Origin of the sequence: Kaistella sp. 97-N-M2, assembly GCF_021513235.1 — a bacterium.
GTDB lineage: Bacteria > Bacteroidota > Bacteroidia > Flavobacteriales > Weeksellaceae > Kaistella.
In genome coordinates, this window is record NZ_CP090976.1 from 2,418,895 (window position 1) to 2,436,976 (window position 18,082).

Annotated in this window: 22 protein-coding genes; 14 read left to right on the plus strand and 8 right to left on the minus strand. The window is 41.4% G+C overall.

Annotated features, from left to right (window positions below):
- The first annotated feature begins 235 nt into the window (after positions 1 to 235).
- The 5 genes from L0B70_RS11260 (at position 236) to L0B70_RS11280 (ending at position 3,353) form a co-directional block, all read left to right on the plus strand.
- On the plus strand, positions 236 to 1,153 hold the full coding sequence (locus L0B70_RS11260) for a ribonuclease Z (protein WP_235141871.1): 918 nt from the start codon (positions 236 to 238) through the stop codon (positions 1,151 to 1,153).
- Between the two features lie 138 nt (positions 1,154 to 1,291).
- Entirely contained in the window at positions 1,292 to 1,642 is a 351-nt protein-coding gene (locus tag L0B70_RS11265; RefSeq protein ID WP_235141872.1) for a type II toxin-antitoxin system RelE/ParE family toxin, read from the plus strand.
- Complete coding sequence (locus L0B70_RS11270; RefSeq protein ID WP_235141873.1) at positions 1,632 to 1,967, plus strand: helix-turn-helix domain-containing protein; 336 nt, start codon at positions 1,632 to 1,634, stop codon at positions 1,965 to 1,967. Before L0B70_RS11265 ends, L0B70_RS11270 begins: the two co-directional genes overlap by 11 nt.
- 28 nt (positions 1,968 to 1,995) lie before the next feature.
- Entirely contained in the window at positions 1,996 to 2,760 is a 765-nt protein-coding gene (locus L0B70_RS11275; RefSeq protein WP_235141874.1) for a TIGR02757 family protein, read from the plus strand.
- Between the two features lie 26 nt (positions 2,761 to 2,786).
- On the plus strand, positions 2,787 to 3,353 hold the full coding sequence (locus L0B70_RS11280) for a hypothetical protein (protein WP_235141875.1): 567 nt from the start codon (positions 2,787 to 2,789) through the stop codon (positions 3,351 to 3,353).
- 42 nt (positions 3,354 to 3,395) lie between these two features.
- Here L0B70_RS11280 and L0B70_RS11285 read toward each other — a convergent pair whose 3' ends face one another.
- Positions 3,396 to 3,944, minus strand: a complete 549-nt coding sequence (locus L0B70_RS11285) for a DUF6624 domain-containing protein (protein WP_235141876.1) — start codon at positions 3,942 to 3,944, stop codon at positions 3,396 to 3,398.
- Between the two features lie 38 nt (positions 3,945 to 3,982).
- Positions 3,983 to 4,762 (minus strand): 16S rRNA (adenine(1518)-N(6)/adenine(1519)-N(6))-dimethyltransferase RsmA, encoded by a 780-nt coding sequence (gene rsmA, locus L0B70_RS11290; protein WP_235141877.1) that lies wholly within the window; start codon positions 4,760 to 4,762, stop codon positions 3,983 to 3,985.
- A gap of 129 nt (positions 4,763 to 4,891) precedes the next feature.
- Between rsmA and L0B70_RS11295 the strand changes: the two genes are divergently transcribed.
- The 6 genes from L0B70_RS11295 to rluF all read left to right on the plus strand — a co-directional run bounded on the left by L0B70_RS11295 (position 4,892) and on the right by rluF (position 9,293).
- Positions 4,892 to 5,791, plus strand: coding sequence for an ABC transporter permease (locus L0B70_RS11295; protein WP_235141878.1), 900 nt, complete (start codon positions 4,892 to 4,894; stop codon positions 5,789 to 5,791).
- A gap of 3 nt (positions 5,792 to 5,794) precedes the next feature.
- Positions 5,795 to 6,100 (plus strand): DUF3098 domain-containing protein, encoded by a 306-nt coding sequence (locus L0B70_RS11300; RefSeq protein ID WP_235141879.1) that lies wholly within the window; start codon positions 5,795 to 5,797, stop codon positions 6,098 to 6,100.
- Positions 6,101 to 6,177: 77 nt separating this feature from the next.
- Complete coding sequence (locus L0B70_RS11305; protein WP_235141880.1) at positions 6,178 to 6,996, plus strand: undecaprenyl-diphosphate phosphatase; 819 nt, start codon at positions 6,178 to 6,180, stop codon at positions 6,994 to 6,996.
- Positions 6,997 to 7,145: 149 nt separating this feature from the next.
- Positions 7,146 to 7,856, plus strand: a complete 711-nt coding sequence (gene truB / locus L0B70_RS11310) for a tRNA pseudouridine(55) synthase TruB (protein WP_235141881.1) — start codon at positions 7,146 to 7,148, stop codon at positions 7,854 to 7,856.
- 143 nt (positions 7,857 to 7,999) lie between these two features.
- Positions 8,000 to 8,590: a hypothetical protein gene (locus L0B70_RS11315; protein WP_235141882.1), complete on the plus strand. Its 591-nt coding sequence runs from the start codon at positions 8,000 to 8,002 to the stop codon at positions 8,588 to 8,590.
- Entirely contained in the window at positions 8,571 to 9,293 is a 723-nt protein-coding gene (gene rluF / locus L0B70_RS11320) for a 23S rRNA pseudouridine(2604) synthase RluF (RefSeq protein ID WP_235141883.1), read from the plus strand. The genes L0B70_RS11315 and rluF overlap by 20 nt, the downstream gene beginning before the upstream one ends.
- Here rluF and L0B70_RS11325 read toward each other — a convergent pair.
- Positions 9,290 to 9,733, minus strand: coding sequence for a phosphohydrolase (locus L0B70_RS11325; RefSeq protein ID WP_235141884.1), 444 nt, complete (start codon positions 9,731 to 9,733; stop codon positions 9,290 to 9,292). The genes rluF and L0B70_RS11325 overlap by 4 nt on opposite strands.
- A gap of 787 nt (positions 9,734 to 10,520) precedes the next feature.
- On the opposite strand from L0B70_RS11325, the gene L0B70_RS11330 reads away from it, so the two are divergent.
- Positions 10,521 to 10,832, plus strand: a complete 312-nt coding sequence (locus L0B70_RS11330; protein ID WP_235141885.1) for a hypothetical protein — start codon at positions 10,521 to 10,523, stop codon at positions 10,830 to 10,832.
- Between the two features lie 10 nt (positions 10,833 to 10,842).
- On the opposite strand, the gene L0B70_RS11335 is transcribed toward L0B70_RS11330, so the two are convergent.
- Both L0B70_RS11335 and L0B70_RS11340 read right to left on the minus strand, forming a co-directional pair.
- Complete coding sequence (locus L0B70_RS11335) at positions 10,843 to 11,169, minus strand: YegP family protein (RefSeq protein ID WP_235141886.1); 327 nt, start codon at positions 11,167 to 11,169, stop codon at positions 10,843 to 10,845.
- 83 nt (positions 11,170 to 11,252) lie between these two features.
- Positions 11,253 to 12,788 (minus strand): SulP family inorganic anion transporter, encoded by a 1,536-nt coding sequence (locus L0B70_RS11340; RefSeq protein ID WP_235141887.1) that lies wholly within the window; start codon positions 12,786 to 12,788, stop codon positions 11,253 to 11,255.
- Positions 12,789 to 13,096: 308 nt separating this feature from the next.
- On the opposite strand from L0B70_RS11340, the gene L0B70_RS11345 reads away from it, so the two are divergent.
- Complete coding sequence (locus L0B70_RS11345; protein ID WP_235141888.1) at positions 13,097 to 14,233, plus strand: amidohydrolase; 1,137 nt, start codon at positions 13,097 to 13,099, stop codon at positions 14,231 to 14,233.
- Positions 14,223 to 15,377, plus strand: coding sequence for an alanine racemase (alr, locus tag L0B70_RS11350; protein WP_235141889.1), 1,155 nt, complete (start codon positions 14,223 to 14,225; stop codon positions 15,375 to 15,377). Before L0B70_RS11345 ends, alr begins: the two co-directional genes overlap by 11 nt.
- A gap of 71 nt (positions 15,378 to 15,448) precedes the next feature.
- On the opposite strand, the gene L0B70_RS11355 is transcribed toward alr, so the two are convergent.
- From L0B70_RS11355 to L0B70_RS11365, 3 genes are all read right to left on the minus strand, one after another.
- Positions 15,449 to 16,042, minus strand: a complete 594-nt coding sequence (locus tag L0B70_RS11355) for a TlpA disulfide reductase family protein (RefSeq protein WP_235141890.1) — start codon at positions 16,040 to 16,042, stop codon at positions 15,449 to 15,451.
- 92 nt (positions 16,043 to 16,134) lie between these two features.
- The gene (locus L0B70_RS11360) at positions 16,135 to 16,485 is read right to left on the minus strand and encodes a hypothetical protein (protein WP_235141891.1); all 351 of its coding nucleotides are present in this window, start codon (positions 16,483 to 16,485) and stop codon (positions 16,135 to 16,137) included.
- Between the two features lie 145 nt (positions 16,486 to 16,630).
- Positions 16,631 to 18,034, minus strand: coding sequence for an NAD-dependent succinate-semialdehyde dehydrogenase (locus L0B70_RS11365; protein ID WP_235141892.1), 1,404 nt, complete (start codon positions 18,032 to 18,034; stop codon positions 16,631 to 16,633).
- Between the last annotated feature and the right edge of the window lie 48 nt (positions 18,035 to 18,082).

Sequence of the window (18,082 nt, forward strand, 5' to 3'; positions counted from 1 at the left end):
TTTTTGTGCCGGAAGTGCTAAATTTTTTAGTAGCGCCACCCGAAGTTTTCTCTTCCGAAAATGGTACCCGCTTTCACTACTCGCGTCCCGACGCGTCGGGAGCGCTCAAACAGGCCGTTCAATCGGGGCTATAATGACGATAGGTTTTTTCTTTTCAAAAATCATTAAATAATCATTAAATTTGTCTGGACGTTAAATAATTCATCATCGTCATCCATCATCAACATCCATCAATTTGAGCACTTATCTCACCATTCTCGGCTTCAATTCGGCAATTCCCACGGTAACATCTTCGCCAACCGCACAGTTTCTCGAAATGGAAGAACGCGCTTTCCTCATCGATTGCGGCGAGGGAACACAGGTGCAGCTGCGCAAAGCCAAAGCCAGATTCTCCAAGATCAATAATATTTTTATTTCTCATCTTCATGGCGACCACTGTTTTGGTTTGCCTGGATTGATTGCGTCTTTCCGCCTCCTGGGCCGCGATACCGCGCTGAATGTTTACGGCCCGAAAGGCATTAAAGAAATGATGGAAACCATTTTCCGTCTCACCGAAACGCACCGCGGTTTCGATGTAATTTACCATGAGCTCAGCAGCAAAAAATCCGAAAAAATTTACGAAGACAATAGAGTAGAGGTCTTCACCATTCCGCTCGATCACCGCATTTACTGCAATGGCTATCTTTTCCGCGAAAAACCGAAAGAACGCCATCTCAATATGCAGGAAGTTTCAAAATATGCGGAGATTGAAACCTGCGATTATCATAATTTAAAATTGGGGAAAGATTTTATCTTAAGTGATGGCTATGTTTTAAAAAATTCAGTCTTAACCACCGAGCCTTCCAAATCGGTTTCCTACGCCTTTTGTAGCGATACCCGGTATTTGGAAGACGTTGTCCCGCTAATCGAAAATGTAGATGTGCTGTATCACGAATCCACTTTTCTGCACGATCTGAAAGAAATGGCAGATTATACTGGCCACACCACGGCTTTGGAAGCCGCAAGGATCGCCCGCAAAGCCAATGTCCGCAAGCTTATTTTGGGCCATTTCTCCAACCGGTACAGCGATCTGACCGTCTTCACCGATGAAGCCCGCGAAGTTTTCCCGAACAGTTTTTTACCAAAAGCGTTGGAAGCGGTAAAAATCGGCTAAAAGATTTTAGGCACAGGTCAATAACTTTCGATATCTAGCGTGGCGAGCTCAAAAAACTTCTGATAATTTCTACCCCAGAAAGCAGATAATATAATATAATTTATTTGTATCTTCGTATGGAAACAAGAAGCCTTTTAAATGAAACGGTTTAATGTCATTTTTCTAAGCGAAGCACGAGAATTTCTTCTCCGAGTTGATGAGAAAAGTCGGCATAAAATAATTTTCAATATAGATAAATCCCAGGTTAAAAATGATACTGAACTTTTTAAGAAGCTTCAGGGTAATATTTGGGAATTTAGAACTTTGTATAATAAAACTTACTTCAGAATTTTTGCTTTCTGGGATAAAACTGAAAAAATAAATACATTTGTCCTAGCGACGCACGGAATTATTAAAAAGACCGGCAAAACGCCTGAAAACGAAATTATAAAGGCCGAAAATATTAGATTAAGATATTTTGAACTTAAAAATAAATTAAATGAAAACTAAAAACACACCATTTGAAATGTTCTCATTAGATAAAATAAAAGACGAATTTATTGGCGAGCCCGGAACGCCAAGGCGAATATTGTATGAACAGGAACTTCAAATGGAATTGCTGGGTGGCTTAATAAGAAAAGTCCGCTTAGAAAGAAATATGACACAGGAAGAACTTGGAAAACTGATTGGTGTTCAACGCGCTCAGATTTCGAAACTTGAAAATAATACGACTAATGTTACTGTGGAAACAATTTTAAGAGTTTTTAGTGCTTTAAAAGCCAAAGTAAATTTTAATGTGGAGATCTTAAGTAATAAAATTGAAATCGCCGGGTAAGAAATATACTCTAATGACAAAATAAAAAATGATTATTGCCGATTTAAAAGAATTTCTCGACGAAAAAGCCGATCTCTACAACAATCCCGATTTTATCGATAATGATCCCATCGCGATTCCGCACCGCTTTTCGCTGAAGCAGGATATTGAGATCGCAGGATTTCTAACGGCCACCATTTCCTGGGGAAACCGAAAATCCATCATCAACGACGCGGAAAAAATGATGAGTTTCATGGAAAATTCTCCCTACGATTTTATTCGTAACGTGGAGGAAAACGACCTGAAAGCATTAGAAAAAATGAGCATCCACCGCACTTTCAACGGCGGAGATTTCAGAGAATTTATTTTAAACTTAAAGCGGCTCTATTCCCAAAATAATACTCTGGAAAATTTTTTCCTCATTCATGATAGCGAACACAATTTCTACCACGCGCTGCACCGGTTTCGCGGGAATTTTATTGGGGAAGATTTGCACCGCAGCACGAAGCATGTGAGTTCTACATACAAAAATTCTTCTGCTAAAAGACTGATGATGTTTTTGCGCTGGATGGTTCGGAAAGACAGAAAAGGTGTGGATTTCGGTCTGTGGCAAAACATCGATCCAAAATATTTATCGGTGCCGCTGGACGTGCACACGGGAAATATTTCCCGAAAACTTAACCTCATTCAAAGAAAACAAAACGACTGGAAAACCGTGGAAGAAATGGATGTGCCGCTGCGGAAATTTAACGCAGAAGATCCGGCTTTATACGACTTCGCCTTGTTTGGCTTGGGAGTTTCCAGGGATTTTTAACTAAATTTGCGCTAAATTCAAGCCCCATGAGCCGAGAAGAAGTTCGCGAAAAAAATATACAGTTTTTAGAAAAAGTCACGGATTGGGTGATGTGGTGGATCGGCTCCATTCCTTCACTAATTGTGCATTCGATTGTTTTTATGGTGGCTTTTCTGCTGCCCGTTTTCGGAATTGTCGCTGTAGATAAAATGCTGTTGGTTTTAACAACCGTTCTCTCGCTGGAAGCCATTTATCTCGCCATATTCATTCAGATGTCCGTGAACAGAAGTCACGAGCATATTGAAGATATTCGCGAAGATATTGAAGAAATTCAGGATGATATCGAAGAAATCAGCGAAGATATTGAGGAAATCAGCGAAGACATTGAGGAAATCAGCGTGGATATCGATGATATTCAGGAAGATATTGAAGATATTGCGGAAGATGAAGATGAAGAAGACCACAACGAACGCGCCAAGAACGTGATGCTGAAAAGTCATGTTTCCTCCAATAAGAGCGACATCCGCGAAATGCGCGAGGTTATCGCCAAACTGCATGCACAGCTGCAGGACCTGAAAAATGACAGTGCGGAAAATTCAAAAAAAAATACCTAAAACTTTTTCATCTTAGCTGAAATACTTTGATATTTTATTAATCTAGTTTTTTGCGGATTTAAGCACTTTAAAATAATTATTTAGAGGTTCTAAATTCATAGTTTTCCTTCGGACATCAACCTGGGACGAATCAATTAAATTGTCGATAAAAAACGCTCCGTTTTCTCTGATGGAATATTGCGTCCCATAAATCTGTTTGCGGTTGTTCAGTAATTCAATTCGATCAATTAAGTACGCTAGTTGTCTTTTGTCTGCGTTTCCTTTTTTGGCCGCTTCCTCCATCACGGGCAGATAGCGCTCCATTGTTGATAATTCGTGTGAATGTTGAATTACAACGAAAAAGGCAAGATTAGCATTTTTCCCGATTTTTTCGGCACCTAACCAGCCCAAACTATCTATGATCTTTGTTACGATTTTAATGTTCTTTCGATCGAGGGGGTTTTGTTTTTTCCAGTCATAAACAGGGTTTCTGTATTTTTGATCGTCTTCCAAAATATTTTCCAATGTTTTTCTTACCTCGGTGTAATTTTCTTTTTGTTTACATGCGACCGCGTAAACAATAAAAAACACAAATAAGAATTTAATTTTCATTGCAGAAGTATAAATTTTTGCCAAAAATGTTGGGAGATTTAGTTGAAATTCCACGCGTTTTTCCACGCGGCCGTAAACGCAATAAAATCCTGAATCGATAATTCTTCGGCACGTTTTTCCATAAATTCGTGCGTCTGCAAAGCTTCCGGAATTTCTAAAGCTTTCAAAGAGTTCGACAGTTTCTTCCGCCGTTGACCAAACCCCGCTTTCACAATCTGTTTAAACAAAACTTCATTTCCCACCAAACCTGCTTTCGGGTTTCGCGTGAGTTTAATAACGCCCGACTTTACCTGGGGCGGTGGATTAAAAACATTTTCGTGAACCGTAAACAAATATTCCACATCATACAAAGCCTGAACAAGCACCGACAAAATGCCGTATGCCTTCGTTCTGGGAACCGCTGCCGTTCGTTCGGCGACTTCTTTCTGAAACATGCCCACCATTTCGGGAACGCGGTCGTAAAAATCAATGATTTTAAATAAGATCTGCGAGGAAATATTGTACGGAAAATTTCCGATGATCGCCACTTGATCTTCAAAGATCTCGGCGATATCCAATTTTAAAAAATCCCCAATGATGTGTTCTTCTTGAAGTTGCGGGTAATGTTTCTGCAGATATTCCACAGATTCGCGATCGATTTCCGCCACAAAAATTTCGCTTTCTTTCTCTAAAAGATACTTCGTGAGGACGCCCATTCCAGGACCAACTTCCAGCACTTTTGCGTAACCGTCGACGCTGAGCGCATTTACAATATTTCTGGCAATATTTTCGTCGGTCAAAAAATGCTGACCGAGATATTTTTTGGCTTTTACGCTCATAAATTCAAAATTCAATACTGAAAATTACGGGTTAAGAGGATTTCCTTATGTTTTTTTTAACACCGATTTTCTGGGTTTCCCGGCAAATTACGGAAGTTTTTTTCTATTTTAGCAGAAATTTTTTATTTAATGGCTAAGACAGTTGAAGATTTTAACAAAAGGCGCCTCCGCTCCAGCAACATCACCGTGGTAATCAGTATTGCACTGGTTTTGTTTTTACTGGGATTAATGGGACTCATCCTCATCAATGCGCAAAAATATTCCGATTATATTAAGGAACAGCTCGTCGTCAACGCCTATTTTGATGAAAATTACGATGCGAAAGATTCCGCGAAAATTGTGAAGCGGGAAAACGAAGCCTTCCAAAAAATCCAGAAACTGACGCCGGTAAAACGTGCAACATACATCTCCCGCGAAATGGCGGCTGAAGAAGCCAGAAAAAGCATGGGAATTGAAACCAGCGCCCTTTTCGAGGAAAATATTTTTCCGTCTTCCGTGGAAGTGGCACTGAAACCCGACTATGTGGATCCCGCGAAAATTGATGAAGCCATCAAACAAATCAAATCAACGCCCGGTATTGTCGATGTAAAGAACAACAGCACGCTGATGGTCGAGGTTTACAATAATCTGAACAATATTCTAAAATGGATTCTCGGTTTTTCCGTGCTCTTTTTATTTTTGGCAGTCGTTCTCATTAACAATTCCATCAGACTCAAAATATTCTCCAAAAGATTCATTATTAAAACCATGCAGCTCGTAGGCGCGAAACGCCGTTTTATCCTGAAGCCTTTCATTAAAGAAGCAATTGTTCTGGGTGTTATCGGCGCTGTGCTCGGTTTGGCGGTACTTTTTGGTGTGTGGTATTATTTTATAACCCAAATTGGGACGCCTTTTGCGCAGGACGATAATCAACTTATTATTTTAGTTGTCGGCATTTTCCTTTTAGGTGTTCTTATCACGGTTTTAAGTACCATTTTCGCCACGTGGAGATTTCTACGGTCGAATGTGGATGATCTTTATTATTCTTAGAAAATGGCAAAAAAATATAAAAGTTTCCAGGCCGATACCATTGGAAAAAAGGAAGAAAAAGTACCGGCGCAGAATGTATTCTATTTCGGCAAAGAAAATTATAAATTTATGATGATAGGTTTAGCCCTCATTGTTGTAGGTTTCCTCCTCATGATAGGGCCCGACGCCAATACCGTAGATGGAAAATATGATCCGAATCTTTGGAACGAAGATATTTTCTCCATCCGCAGAATCCGAATTGCACCTTTTCTGGTGATTGCGGGCTTCGCTGTAGAAGTTTATGCCATCCTGAAGAGAAACAAAGCTTAAGTAATTTTTAACACCATTAACCACTTTGTCAAAGTTTCAGTACTTTGACAAAGTTTTTTTAATATCACGCTCAATCAATGGATCTTATCAAAACGATCATCGTTGCCATTATCGAAGGTTTAACCGAATTTCTGCCCATTTCTTCCACCGCACACATGGGATTTGCCGCCAATTTAATGGGCATGGAAGAAACTGAATTTCTGAAGATGTTTCAGGTTTCCATACAATTCGGTGCCATTTTGGCCGTGGTTGCCGCATACTGGAAAAAGTTTTTCGACTTTCAGAATTTTAAGTTTTATTACAAACTCGCCTTTGCCGTACTTCCCGCCTTGGTTTTAGGTTATCTGTTCGACGATAAAATTGAAGCGGTTTTGGGCAACCAAATCGCCATTTCTGCCGTCCTTGTTCTGGGTGGAATCGTCTTACTGTTCGCCGATTCCTGGTTCAAAAACCCCACGATTCACGATGAAAAAGAAATGTCTTATAAAAAAGCCATCATCATAGGTTTTTGGCAATGTCTTGCCATGATGCCAGGGACGAGCAGAAGTGCCGCTTCCATTATCGGTGGAATGACGCAGGGCCTGACGCGAAAAGCCGCCGCCGAATTCTCCTTCTTTCTTGCCGTTCCTACCATGCTGGCCGTTACGGTGTATTCCGTTTTTGTAAAAACCTGGGGAAAAACCACCGCCACACCGCTGAAAGGTTATGAAATGATTTTATCTTCCGCAGACAACATTACCGCTTTTATCGTGGGAAATATCATTGCTTTTGTGGTGGCTTTAATCGCCATAAAATCCTTCATCGGCTTGTTGAACAAATATGGCTTCAAACCTTGGGGTTGGTACCGGATTATCGTCGGAATCGTTTTGCTGATTTATTTCACGCAGTTTCAGTAATAATTCTGCACCGAAAGTTGCTTCATTTTTTGGGCAGCTTTTTCCGCCCTCCGTTCCCGCTTTTTTGTCTCCACTGCGTTGCGGCAAAAAGAGCTCCACTCAGGTCGGGCTGCGGCGGGGAAATTTTTTACCAAATTTAGTTTTCAAAAATGACCGAAACCGATTTCTTAGACGGACAAATTATCCTCCTCGACAAACCTTTGGACTGGACGAGCTTTCAGGCCGTCAATAAACTCAAATACAAGCTCAAGCGCGAATTTAATCTTCCGAAAAAGTTCAAGATAGGACACGCCGGAACCTTAGATCCGCGTGCCACCGGTTTGCTGATTGTCTGCACGGGAAAATTTACGAAGATCATTCCGGAAATTCAGGATGCACCAAAAGAATATTTCACCGAAATAAAAATCGGCGTTCAGACAGAATCTTACGATACCGAGAAACCCGAAATATTGACCCAGGATATTTCAAAAATAACAGAAGAACAGATCGAAGAAACGCTGCAAAAATTCCTGGGCGAGATCGACCAGAAACCGCCCGTTTTTTCCGCTATCAAAATTGAAGGAAACCGCGCTTACGATTTGGCGCGCGCCGGAAACGAAGTTGAAATGAAATCCCGCAAAACAACAATCAATTACATTCGGGATATCGAGATCGACCTGCCTTTTGTGCGTTTTACTGTTGGGTGTTCCAAAGGAACCTATATCCGCAGTTTAGCCCACGACATCGGTCAGGAATTGGGAGTTGGCGCCTATCTTACAAATCTTCGCCGCACCAAAATCGGGGAATACAGCATCGAAGATGCGAGCGCAGACTATCTGGAAAACGATTACCGCTTCGAAAATTTTGATCAGAAAAAATAAGTCGTTCATACCGTGTCGAAAAAGGTGAATTTTTGATCTTTTTTTTATTTCGTAGGAAATTGCAAGCCGCCTAACTTTTCAATAAACCTTAATGGTCAATCATATAAATTCTGAAAGTATTAGTGTTCAAATAAAATCCAATTATGAAAAAACTTTCTCTTCTGCTTCTATTGTTATCCATCTTTACTTTTAGTCAGAAAAAGACGGAAAAAAGACCCATTCAGGGTTTTTATTTCGCGCCGGAAATTAGCGCGGGATTCAATTTATCCAACATCATCAAAAGCGATCGTGATAAAAAAACCGATCCTAATTATCTGTATAACAACGATTATCCGAATAATTTTTCCTACGGAATTTCAGCAGTCGCAGGCTATCATTTTGTTCCGAATGTCGCTTTAGGTGGCGGCCTAAAATACATGTACACGGCAGATAATTATCATATTCTGTACGGAATTGTTCAACCCAAAATTCTTTTTAATCTGGATGATGATCCTTATTTTATCGATCTGACTTACGGTTTTCAGCTCAATAAATCGGCCGTCAGCGATGCCGATTTTTGGGGCATCAAAGCAGGCGTGCTGCTTTCTTACGAAAAGCGTTTAAGTCAGCAGGCAGGGTTTTTCTTCGAAGGACAGCAGTTGGGAAATAACGGAGTTGTTTTTGTGGGCGCATTTTACGGCGTAACTTTGTTCAGCAATAAAAATTACAATAAGTATGGAAAAGACGAGGATTAACAAATATCTTTCAGAAGTAGGTTACTGTTCGCGCCGCGAAGCCGACCGTTTGCTGGAGCAGGGCCGGATAACGATCAACGGCGCCGTTCCGGAACTCGGAACAAAGGTTTCCGAGGAAGACGAGATTTTTGTGGACGGCGTTTCCATCAAAAAAACGGAGGAAGAAAATGTGTATATCGCGTTCAACAAACCCGTCGGAATCGTCTGCACCACCGATACGAAACGCGAACTCGATAACATCATTGAATTCATTAACCACCCAAAAAGAATATTCCCCATTGGAAGATTGGACAAACCCAGTGAAGGCCTGATTCTGCTGACCTCCGACGGCGATATTGTAAATAAAATTCTGCGCGCCAAAAATAACCACGAAAAAGAATATATCGTAAGAGTCGACAAGCCGATTTCGCCGAAATTTCTCATGCAGATGCGCGGCGGAATTCCAATCCTGGATACGGTGACGAACAAGTGCGAAGTGGAGCAGATTGATAATTTGTCTTTCCGAATCGTTTTAACGCAGGGCTTAAACCGCCAAATCCGCCGCATGTGCGAGTATTGCGGCTATGAAGTAAAAAAGCTGAAACGCATCCGCATTATGAACATTAAACTGGATCTTCCCGTCGGGAAATGGCGCGATCTAACGCAGGCGGAATTACAGGAACTGGACCGATTGGTGGGAGATTCCGACAAAACCGTGGATTAGTATTTTTCCTTTAAGTAAAGGTAAGCCTTCAGATATTTATTCAGTCTTTTCATGTCGCGCTTTGTAATAAGGTGGTTAAACCTTCGCAGATCCATATTATCGCGCAGATCATTAAGTTTTACGGCCACGGCAAGCGGTGATTTCTCGGTTTGGTGAACAAATTCTGTATAATCCTGGTCGGCCGGATTTTTCGTTAAACACTCGATTGCGAAAACGATATCGTTCGGAAAACCTTCCTCTAAAAGATCTTCCAGTGTGATGTCCGGGCAGTCTTCGATTACATCGTGCAAAACGCCCACTATTTTTTCGTCAAACGTTTTTCCGTAATTCATCACGCGCATCACGTGCCCAAGATACGGCGCTCCAAATTTGTCGGTTTGGCCTTTATGAGCTTTCTGCGCAATTTTCATGGCTTTGTTTAAGAGTTCGTATTTGGTCATTTTTCTAAGATTCGGGATGTTAAGAGAAGGAAATATAAGCGATTTTTCTGAAACTTTTTTAAAATATTACAATTATTGCAGACAAAACCTTTGTAAAAGAACCAGGACAATCAGGCCTATTCCTGTAATGACAATTGCGAAAAGAATTTCGACAGTTGGCTCCCAACGCCTGGTCCAGACTTAACTTTCCGCTTGAATTGACGAAAAAAACAGCAGGAAAGCCTGTAGGAAAACCTAATTAAAGGTCAGCCCAATTCCCGCGCTTATACACAAGGTTTTTGCCTGACACAGTTGTGGAAGAATTGGATATTTCGGCTCTTTTGCTGCGAAAAAAAACGAAGGCGAAGAATAAAATGAAAACCTCTAGAACTTCCTGCCAGCGGATTTTCGAAAGAATTTTTTTAAAAGGATTTGGTACGTGGATAAGTGAAAACCGACCAACCACTGTACCCGAACGAAGAATTGAATCGTGACTTTAAGGCGGTCGGCATCGTTGGTTGAAAGACCGGACAGTTTTCTTCGCGCATTGCCCCGGTATTTAGTCAACAAAGGTTAAGCAGTTTGGAAAAAATTTTTAGTCTATTTTAAAAAGACAGATTCTATTTTTAAATAAGTTCGCGCTACTGTAAGTTTTTTTCTATTTTATCAGCTTTTCTGGGCGGCATTTCGTGCAGTTTCGGACTTGTCGTTTGATGGTCCTGATGTTTTGAAATGGTGCGGAAATTTTCGCGCACCGTTGTATTATTATTCTGTGTTTTTTGTTAATTTTACGGGAGTTATTTTAATCATGAATCTATCACCGGAAGGGCAAAAAGTTGTTAACAGACTTATTTCAGAAATGCTTGAAGATGGCTTTGTTAAAATCAGCGACCATACTTTCTATAAAAAGTTAGGAAGTATAACGGTGTCTTTGGGCGATCATGCGCTCGATATCATGCATAAAGGAAAGTGCTACGGACGCATTTCGGAACATGATTTTATGAAACTGGCCAATGGATTTGAGCCGCTTCTTTTTCAGTTAAAATATATTTTGGCATTTTCGATGCGTCAGGATATGAACCGCTTCGTCAATTTTCTTTCGACGTATTTCTGGAATTAATTTCCCGACCTTAATTTTCGACAATTATTGCAGTAGGTGCGTTGGTTTTAACGGACTGCATGCCGATTTCCATGCCGCGCACGCTCTCGTACATTTCACTCAAACCAAGGATTTCGCGGTTTCCCGCTTTAAGCGTAAAATACCATTTGCCGTCGCTCGACGTTTTCTTTTCGAATTTGGAATCGTCCGCAGAATTCTTCCGCGTCGATTCAATTCCTTTCTCGCAGGACGATTTTGCTTTGTATCCTTCGCTTGTTAAAATAACGGCGCCATTAACCGCTTTTAGATTAAACTGATAATCGCCGTTTTTCCTTTTGGTGATAATAAATTTACCCATAAACTATTTTTAGTTACTAATTTTTCGTAAAAATACTAAAATTAAGGGAAAATATTTAAAAAATTTTTATTTTTAAAAGGGGTTTAATCTTCAACCGCCACCAGATATTCCGGATCTTTAATGATGTTAACGTCAATAACCGCCTGCGCATTATCCAAAAGTCTGATGCAGTCGGGACTTAAATTCTGGAGGTGAACTTTTTTGCCAGCATCACTGTACTTTTTCGTGAGGGCATTCAGAGCTTCAATTGCAGACATATCTGCCACCCTTGATTCCTGAAAATTGATGATAATTTCTGCAGGATCTTCTTCAATTTTAAATTTTTCCGAAAAATTCATCGTCGAGCCAAAAAACAACGGTCCATAAATATTGTAGTGTTTCACACCGCTGGAATCGATATGCGTTCTTGCCCGGATTCGTTTTGCGCTTTCCCAGGCAAAAACGAGGGCAGAAATAATCACCCCAATTAAGACCGCCAGTGCCAGATTGTGCAGAATAACGGTAATCACTGCGACCAAAATACCAATAAAAATATCGTGTTTCGGCATTTTGTTGATGATTTTAAAACTTGCCCATTCGAAAGTTCCCAGCGCGACCATAATCATAACGCCCACTAGTGCCGCCATGGGTAATCTGCCGATAACGGGAGCACCAAAAAGAATAATCAACAGGATTGTGACCGAAGCAATAATGCCGGAAAGTCGCGCCCTGGAGCCGGCAGATAGATTGACTAAAGTTTGGGCGATCATGGGGCAGCCGCCCATTCCGAAGAAAAAACCGTTGGCAATATTCGACGTACCCTGCGCAATGCATTCGCGGTTTCCGTTGCCTTTTGTTCCCGTCATTTCGTCGACCAGATTTAAAGTTAAAAGGCCTTCCGTTAAACCTACCGCCGCAAAAATTAAAGAATAAGGCAGGATGATTTTAAAAGCCTCTACTGAAAAAGGAATTTGAGGAATATGAAAGGGAGGAAATCCGCCTTCGATGGAGGCGATATCCTGCACTGTTTTCGTGTTAATCCCAAAGCCAACCACCAAAGCAAAAACCACGATAATGGCGACGAGAGACGAGGGAATTTTTTTCGTGACCTTCGGAAAGAAAACGACGATCGATATGGTTAAAGCCACCAAACCGGCCATGATCATTAATGATTCTCCCTGAAGCCAGGAAACCTCGTCATTCGTAATCATTTTAAACTGATCGAGCTGCGACATGAAAATAATTACTGCCAAACCATTTACAAAGCCGTACATCACAGGCTGCGGCACAAGTCTTATAAATTTACTGAATTTAAATAAACCGATCAGTATTTGAATGATTCCGGCGAGCGCAACAGCTGCAAAAACATATTCAATGCCGTGCGAGCGCATTAAGGCGATCAATACGACAACCGTAGCGCCCGCCCCGCCCGACACCATGCCTGGGCGTCCACCAAAAACGGCAGTTATTAAGCCCGCTATAAAGGCCGCATACAAACCGACAAGCGGCGGAAAGCCTGCCAGAATAGCAAAGGATAAAGATTCCGGGATCATGGTCATGGCCACAGTTAATCCGGCTAAAATTTCGGTTCTGTAATTTACTTTCTGAGAGAAATCGAACAAGTTTAGGGCTAATTTCATGCAATTAATTTTGTGCGTGGTGTTAAAGATCGCCGCACGCATTTCGGTAATGATTTTGATTCTTATCGGATTTTAAAGACGACCCGAAAGTTTTAACGTTAATTTTGCGCCGAATAAGATGCGCATTTTTTTGAGGTTGCAAAAATAGCGAATTAAAGTAAGATGTTTGGCTCAGTAGGTTACGCAATTAAAACGGAGTATTTAAAAGCATCAGGTATTAAAAAGCAGTATTTTTTAATGCTTAAAATAAAATTCCTTATTTTGAAGGACTGCTTTTTCTTAAGCAACTCAATTCAAACTAAATCAGCATGAACGATATTATTACGCTTCGTAAAGAACTTCATCAAAATCCCGAACTATCAGGGTTTGAAAGAGAAACGGCGAAAACAATTGCCGCTTTTCTGCGCAGGTATTCACCCGACGTCCTGCTTGAAAATTTGGGTCATGGAACTGGAATTGTTGCGGTTTATCATCCCGAAAAAGAGGTAAAAGAGACGATTATGTTTCGGTGCGAACTCGATGCCTTGCCCATTCAGGAGGTTAATGGCTTTGAGCATCGGTCCCTTGTTCAAGAGGTGTCGCATAAATGCGGCCACGACGGCCACATGGCGATTATGGCGGCGCTGGCGAAAAAATTGTCGACCAAAAAGTTGCAGAATACTAAAGTTCTTTTGCTTTTTCAGCCTGCCGAAGAAAATGGGGAAGGAGCGCTTGCCATCTATAACGACGAACGTTTCAGAAATTTAAATCCCGATAAAGTTTTTGCATTGCATAATCTTCCCGGGTACAACCATCATGCAATTGTCGTTAAAAATCACACTTTTACATGCGCGGTGAATTCGATGATTATAAAACTTCAGGGCAAAACCGCGCACGCCGGAGAACCGGAAAATGGCGATAACCCGGCGCTTGCGATTGCAGAAATTATTACAGAATTCAATAAAAAAATACAACCTGACCTCAAAAAAGAAAAATTCACGGTATTAACACCCATCTATTTAACAATGGGCACACAGGATTATGGAATCTCAGCGGGTTATGGCGAAGTTCATTACACCATCCGGCGCGCTGCCAACGGTGAAATAAAAGCGCTTGAAAGAGAACTGGAACAGATAGCCGCCAATGCCGCGCGAAAATACAATTTGAAAGCCGAAATATCTTGGACGCAGCGTTTCAGCGCGAATGAAAACGATCCGGAAGTGGTGGATTTTGTTCGGAAAGCGGCAAAAGCACTTCAGCTTGAGTTGACCGAAAGAGAAGTTCCTTTTCAGTGGGGCGAAGATTTTGGAATTTTCACCGAACATTATAAAGGCGCGATGTTTGGTTTAGGAAGCGGCATAAGTACACCAAATCTGCATAATCCCGACTACGACTGGCCGGACGAAATTACAGAAACCGGTGCGGATATATTTTACAAAATAAGTCAATTAATAGATGCACAATAATTCATACCTCGAACTCGACGCGAAAGCCTATAAAATTAATATTGATTTCTTGCGAAAGCATTTCCAAAAGGGAGTTCTCTTCTCTTCCGTAGTGAAAGGAAATGCCTATGGCCATTCCATCGAAAAGTTTGTAGGAATTGCTCTGGAAGAAAATGTGAAACATTTTTCAGTTTTCGACAGTCAGGAAGCGCGCCGTGTACACGCCGTGACTGGCAATAAAGCCACCGTTATGATCATGGGCTGGCTCAACAATGAAGAAGATCTGGAGTGGATCATCCAAAATCAGGTGGAATTTTTCGCTTTTGAACGGGCCCGATTAACTGCGGCTTTAGCGGTCGCCAAAAAATTAGGCAAAAAAGCCATCGTTCACATCGAAGTGGAAACGGGCATGAACCGCACCGGTTTTAATGCTGCTGATTTGAGATGGGTGCAGGATTTTCTCCAAAAAAACAAAGATTTTATTGAATTTAAAGGGCTTTGTACGCATTTTGCCGGAGCGGAAAGCATCGCAAATTATTACCGCATCAAAAAGCAGATCGAGCGGTACGACGAAATTTATAAGCAGTTTTGCGCGAAAGACTTGAAACCCAAACAGCGTCATGCCGCATGTTCCGCCGCCGCCATGATGTATCCTGAGACGCAGATGGATATGGTGCGGATCGGCATTATGCAATACGGTTATTGGCCCAGTCCGGAGGTTTTGGTGAATTATTATAATACAAAGAGAAAAAAGGAAGATCCGTTGAAACGCCTCATCAGCTGGAAAAGCAGCGTGATGAGTGTGAAAAAAGTGAAACGCGGCGAATTTGTGGGTTACGGTACGAGTTTTATGGCAGATGAAAATATGAAAATCTGCTGCGTTCCCGTGGGATATGCGCACGGTTACAGCCGAAGTTTGAGCAATATCGGCCGCGTACTGATCAACGGGGAGCGTTGCGTTGTTATTGGCAGCATTAATATGAACATGATGGTGGTGGAAGTGACATTTCTGGAAAACATCAAGCGCGGAGATGAAGTGGTTTTAATTGGAACCCAGGCGGATAAGGTGCTGTCGGTTTCGTCTTTCAGCGATTATGCCAATCTGTTAAATTACGAACTGCTCACGCGATTGTCTGCAGATATCCCACGAATCATTAAGCGTTAGACGTATTTGATAAAAGGAACAAAAAAATCCAGGCTTCTAAAACCTGGATTTCCTTTTTGAAAATCTTAAAATTAAGGATGCATCGCGATTAATTTATCCATAAAATCGACCACATCCTGTCCGGAATAATCTGTCATTCCTTCCGTAATATGGGCGATGTTTCCCGCTTTATCCAAGATCACGGTTGTGGGTAATCTTCCTTCGAAAAATTCGGTGGGGATTTCGCTGTCCGGATAATAAACCGGTAAATTCAGTTTGCGGCTTTCCATAAATTTTGTCGCTTTCGCTTTATTGCCTTCCACTTCCAGGATCACAAAAACGACCTGCGAATTATCTTTATATTTATTCCGCAGCTTTTCGATAGAGGGCATTTCTGCGATGCACGGCCCGCACCAGGTTGCCCAGAAATTAATGAAGACCACTTTTCCTTTCATATCTTCCAGAGAAGTTTTGTTTCCTTTCTGGTCGACAAGATTCAATTTATAATCTTCAGTTTTTTCAGATTTGGTTGAATTTGGAAGGTTTAGAGAAAGTGTGCTTTCCTTTAAATCAGGGCTGAAAAACCCTAATTTCATTAAACCTTGCTGCATGGTGGCTTTCACTTCCGGCACGAAAATCATGGAGAGGATTAAGACAATAAAGATGATATTTGAAACTTTTTTCATTATATTTTTTGTTTGAGTATTGAGAACGATTCTATTAAGTTCACATTGAAAAATTGCCATTTTGCGCGAGAATGAAAAGCGCGTTAAACCTACTACATTAAGGAAGTGCGTAGCTGCTGATAAAGAATATAAAGTGGAACCGATCTGGCTTTTCGAACGCCCTCATAATCGCTTACAATAGTAGCCGCTGCGTGCGCGAACTTAACCGTTAGATTTTCAAAATCCTGTCTGATTACCGCAACTTGTTGCGTTGTTTGCAACGTTGAAGTTGACGTATATTGACACGAAGCACCCGTTTTAAGGCCATTTGATGAAATGTTTTCAATATTGAAAACCTGTTTCAGCGACTTTTTTATTCCACATGAAGAAAATCCCAGTACAACGATGAGTACCAGTATACCGAATGTTTTGCAGATTATTCGCGCCGGAAAAAATCTTTTCATTTTGGCAAAACTAAGGGGAATAAATTCGATGCACCAATTTTTAACATAGTTTATCATTAAAAAAATACCGCGTCAAAGTATGAAACTTTAAGACGGTTTATAAATTTCACCGGAATCAGCGATCCTTAAAAACTATTTATTAAAACTAAAAAGGTTTATCGGGTGATGTAGTGCGGATCATTTTAATATTGACAAACTCGAGCAGTCCTTCAATTGCATGTTCGCGTCCGTAACCCGAATGTTTGGTACCACCAAAGGGCAATTGCGGCGCAACGCTGGTTGCGTGGTTGATGTAAACCATTCCGGAATCTACTTTTCTGGCCACCTCGACAGCTTTTTTGGTGTCGGTTCCGAAAACGGTTCCACCCAAACCAAAAGGTGTAGCATTGGCGATTTCCAAGGCTTCTTCAAGGGTTTCGTATTTGTACAGCATCATCACGGGGCCGAAAACTTCCTCAACATACATATCCATTTCCTGCGTAATATCCGTAACCAAAGTCGGCTCCAAAAAAGCGCCGGGTCTGTCCATTCTTTTTCCGCCTAAGGCGATATTCGCGCCCTGTTCCGCAGCTTTCTGAATCTGTGCCAAAACATCTTCCGCCGCTTTCTCCGAACTCAACGGACCTAAAGTGGTATCAGCATCCATTGGATTTCCTACTTTAATCTGCTCGAAGGCTTCTTTGGTTTTCGATAAAAATTCATCGTAAATGCTGGCTGCGACGATCATTCTTTTCGGCGAGGTACAGACCTGGCCTCCATTGGCCATTCTGCCTTGTACGGCCGTTTTCGCTGCTAAGGCAACATCAGCATCTTCCAAAACGATAAAAGGATCGCTTCCGCCCAGTTCCAATGTCGATTTCTTTACGACTTTCGCAGCAGCTGTGGCGATACTTGCGCCAGCAGGCTCACTTCCGGTTAACGTTACGGCTTTAATTTTAGGATTCGCAACAATCGGTTCGATATCTTTTCCGGAAACAAATAAATTCGTATAAACACCGTCCGGCAAACCGGCTTCCCTGAAAATATCTTCCATCATCTGGGCGCACTGCGGCACATTCGAAGCATGTTTTAAAACCATCGTATTTCCTGCCGTGATGTGTGCGGCCGCAGATCGTGTGATCTGGTAAAAGGGAAAATTCCAGGGTTGAACGCTTAAAATAACGCCAATCGGTTCGTAACTTAAGAAAGCTTCGCCGTGTGGAACTTTTAGGGGTTTATCCGCAAGGAATTCCGCGGCGTTGTCTGCATAATAATCGAAGATGGCGGAACATATTTTCACTTCGCCAATGGCCTGGGCTAAAACTTTGCCCATTTCCAGCGTGGCTAATTTGCCAAGTTCTTCTTTTTTGTCGCGCATAAGCGAAGCCACTTTATGCATAATTGTCGAACGTTCTTCCATGGAAGAATGTTTCCATTTTTTAAAGGCTTCGTCTGCTTTATCGATGATTGAGGAAACCTGTTCTTTCGACATGGCTTCAAATTCTTTTACTACTTCATTATTAAAAGGATTAACGCTTTTTATTGAAGATGATTTGGTTGTATTGCTCATAAAAATTTTTTTATAGGCCGTTCATGCCAATATCTGTTCCAAAAACCC

Bases quoted from the DNA above. Each gene is read 5' to 3' on its own strand.
- L0B70_RS11265 (WP_235141872.1), top strand. From the start codon at position 1,292: ATGAAACGGTTTAATGTCATTTTTCTAAGCGAAGCACGAGAATTTCTT.
- L0B70_RS11270 (WP_235141873.1), top strand. From the start codon at position 1,632: ATGAAAACTAAAAACACACCATTTGAAATGTTCTCATTAGATAAAATA.
- L0B70_RS11275 (WP_235141874.1), top strand. From the start codon at position 1,996: ATGATTATTGCCGATTTAAAAGAATTTCTCGACGAAAAAGCCGATCTC.
- L0B70_RS11280 (WP_235141875.1), top strand. From the start codon at position 2,787: ATGAGCCGAGAAGAAGTTCGCGAAAAAAATATACAGTTTTTAGAAAAA.
- L0B70_RS11285 (WP_235141876.1), bottom strand. From the start codon at position 3,944: ATGAAAATTAAATTCTTATTTGTGTTTTTTATTGTTTACGCGGTCGCA.
- rsmA (WP_235141877.1), bottom strand. From the start codon at position 4,762: ATGAGCGTAAAAGCCAAAAAATATCTCGGTCAGCATTTTTTGACCGAC.
- L0B70_RS11295 (WP_235141878.1), top strand. From the start codon at position 4,892: ATGGCTAAGACAGTTGAAGATTTTAACAAAAGGCGCCTCCGCTCCAGC.
- L0B70_RS11300 (WP_235141879.1), top strand. From the start codon at position 5,795: ATGGCAAAAAAATATAAAAGTTTCCAGGCCGATACCATTGGAAAAAAG.
- L0B70_RS11305 (WP_235141880.1), top strand. From the start codon at position 6,178: ATGGATCTTATCAAAACGATCATCGTTGCCATTATCGAAGGTTTAACC.
- truB (WP_235141881.1), top strand. From the start codon at position 7,146: ATGACCGAAACCGATTTCTTAGACGGACAAATTATCCTCCTCGACAAA.
- L0B70_RS11315 (WP_235141882.1), top strand. From the start codon at position 8,000: ATGAAAAAACTTTCTCTTCTGCTTCTATTGTTATCCATCTTTACTTTT.
- rluF (WP_235141883.1), top strand. From the start codon at position 8,571: ATGGAAAAGACGAGGATTAACAAATATCTTTCAGAAGTAGGTTACTGT.
- L0B70_RS11325 (WP_235141884.1), bottom strand. From the start codon at position 9,733: ATGACCAAATACGAACTCTTAAACAAAGCCATGAAAATTGCGCAGAAA.
- L0B70_RS11330 (WP_235141885.1), top strand. From the start codon at position 10,521: ATGAATCTATCACCGGAAGGGCAAAAAGTTGTTAACAGACTTATTTCA.
- L0B70_RS11335 (WP_235141886.1), bottom strand. From the start codon at position 11,169: ATGGGTAAATTTATTATCACCAAAAGGAAAAACGGCGATTATCAGTTT.
- L0B70_RS11340 (WP_235141887.1), bottom strand. From the start codon at position 12,788: ATGAAATTAGCCCTAAACTTGTTCGATTTCTCTCAGAAAGTAAATTAC.
- L0B70_RS11345 (WP_235141888.1), top strand. From the start codon at position 13,097: ATGAACGATATTATTACGCTTCGTAAAGAACTTCATCAAAATCCCGAA.
- alr (WP_235141889.1), top strand. From the start codon at position 14,223: ATGCACAATAATTCATACCTCGAACTCGACGCGAAAGCCTATAAAATT.
- L0B70_RS11355 (WP_235141890.1), bottom strand. From the start codon at position 16,042: ATGAAAAAAGTTTCAAATATCATCTTTATTGTCTTAATCCTCTCCATG.
- L0B70_RS11360 (WP_235141891.1), bottom strand. From the start codon at position 16,485: ATGAAAAGATTTTTTCCGGCGCGAATAATCTGCAAAACATTCGGTATA.
- L0B70_RS11365 (WP_235141892.1), bottom strand. From the start codon at position 18,034: ATGAGCAATACAACCAAATCATCTTCAATAAAAAGCGTTAATCCTTTT.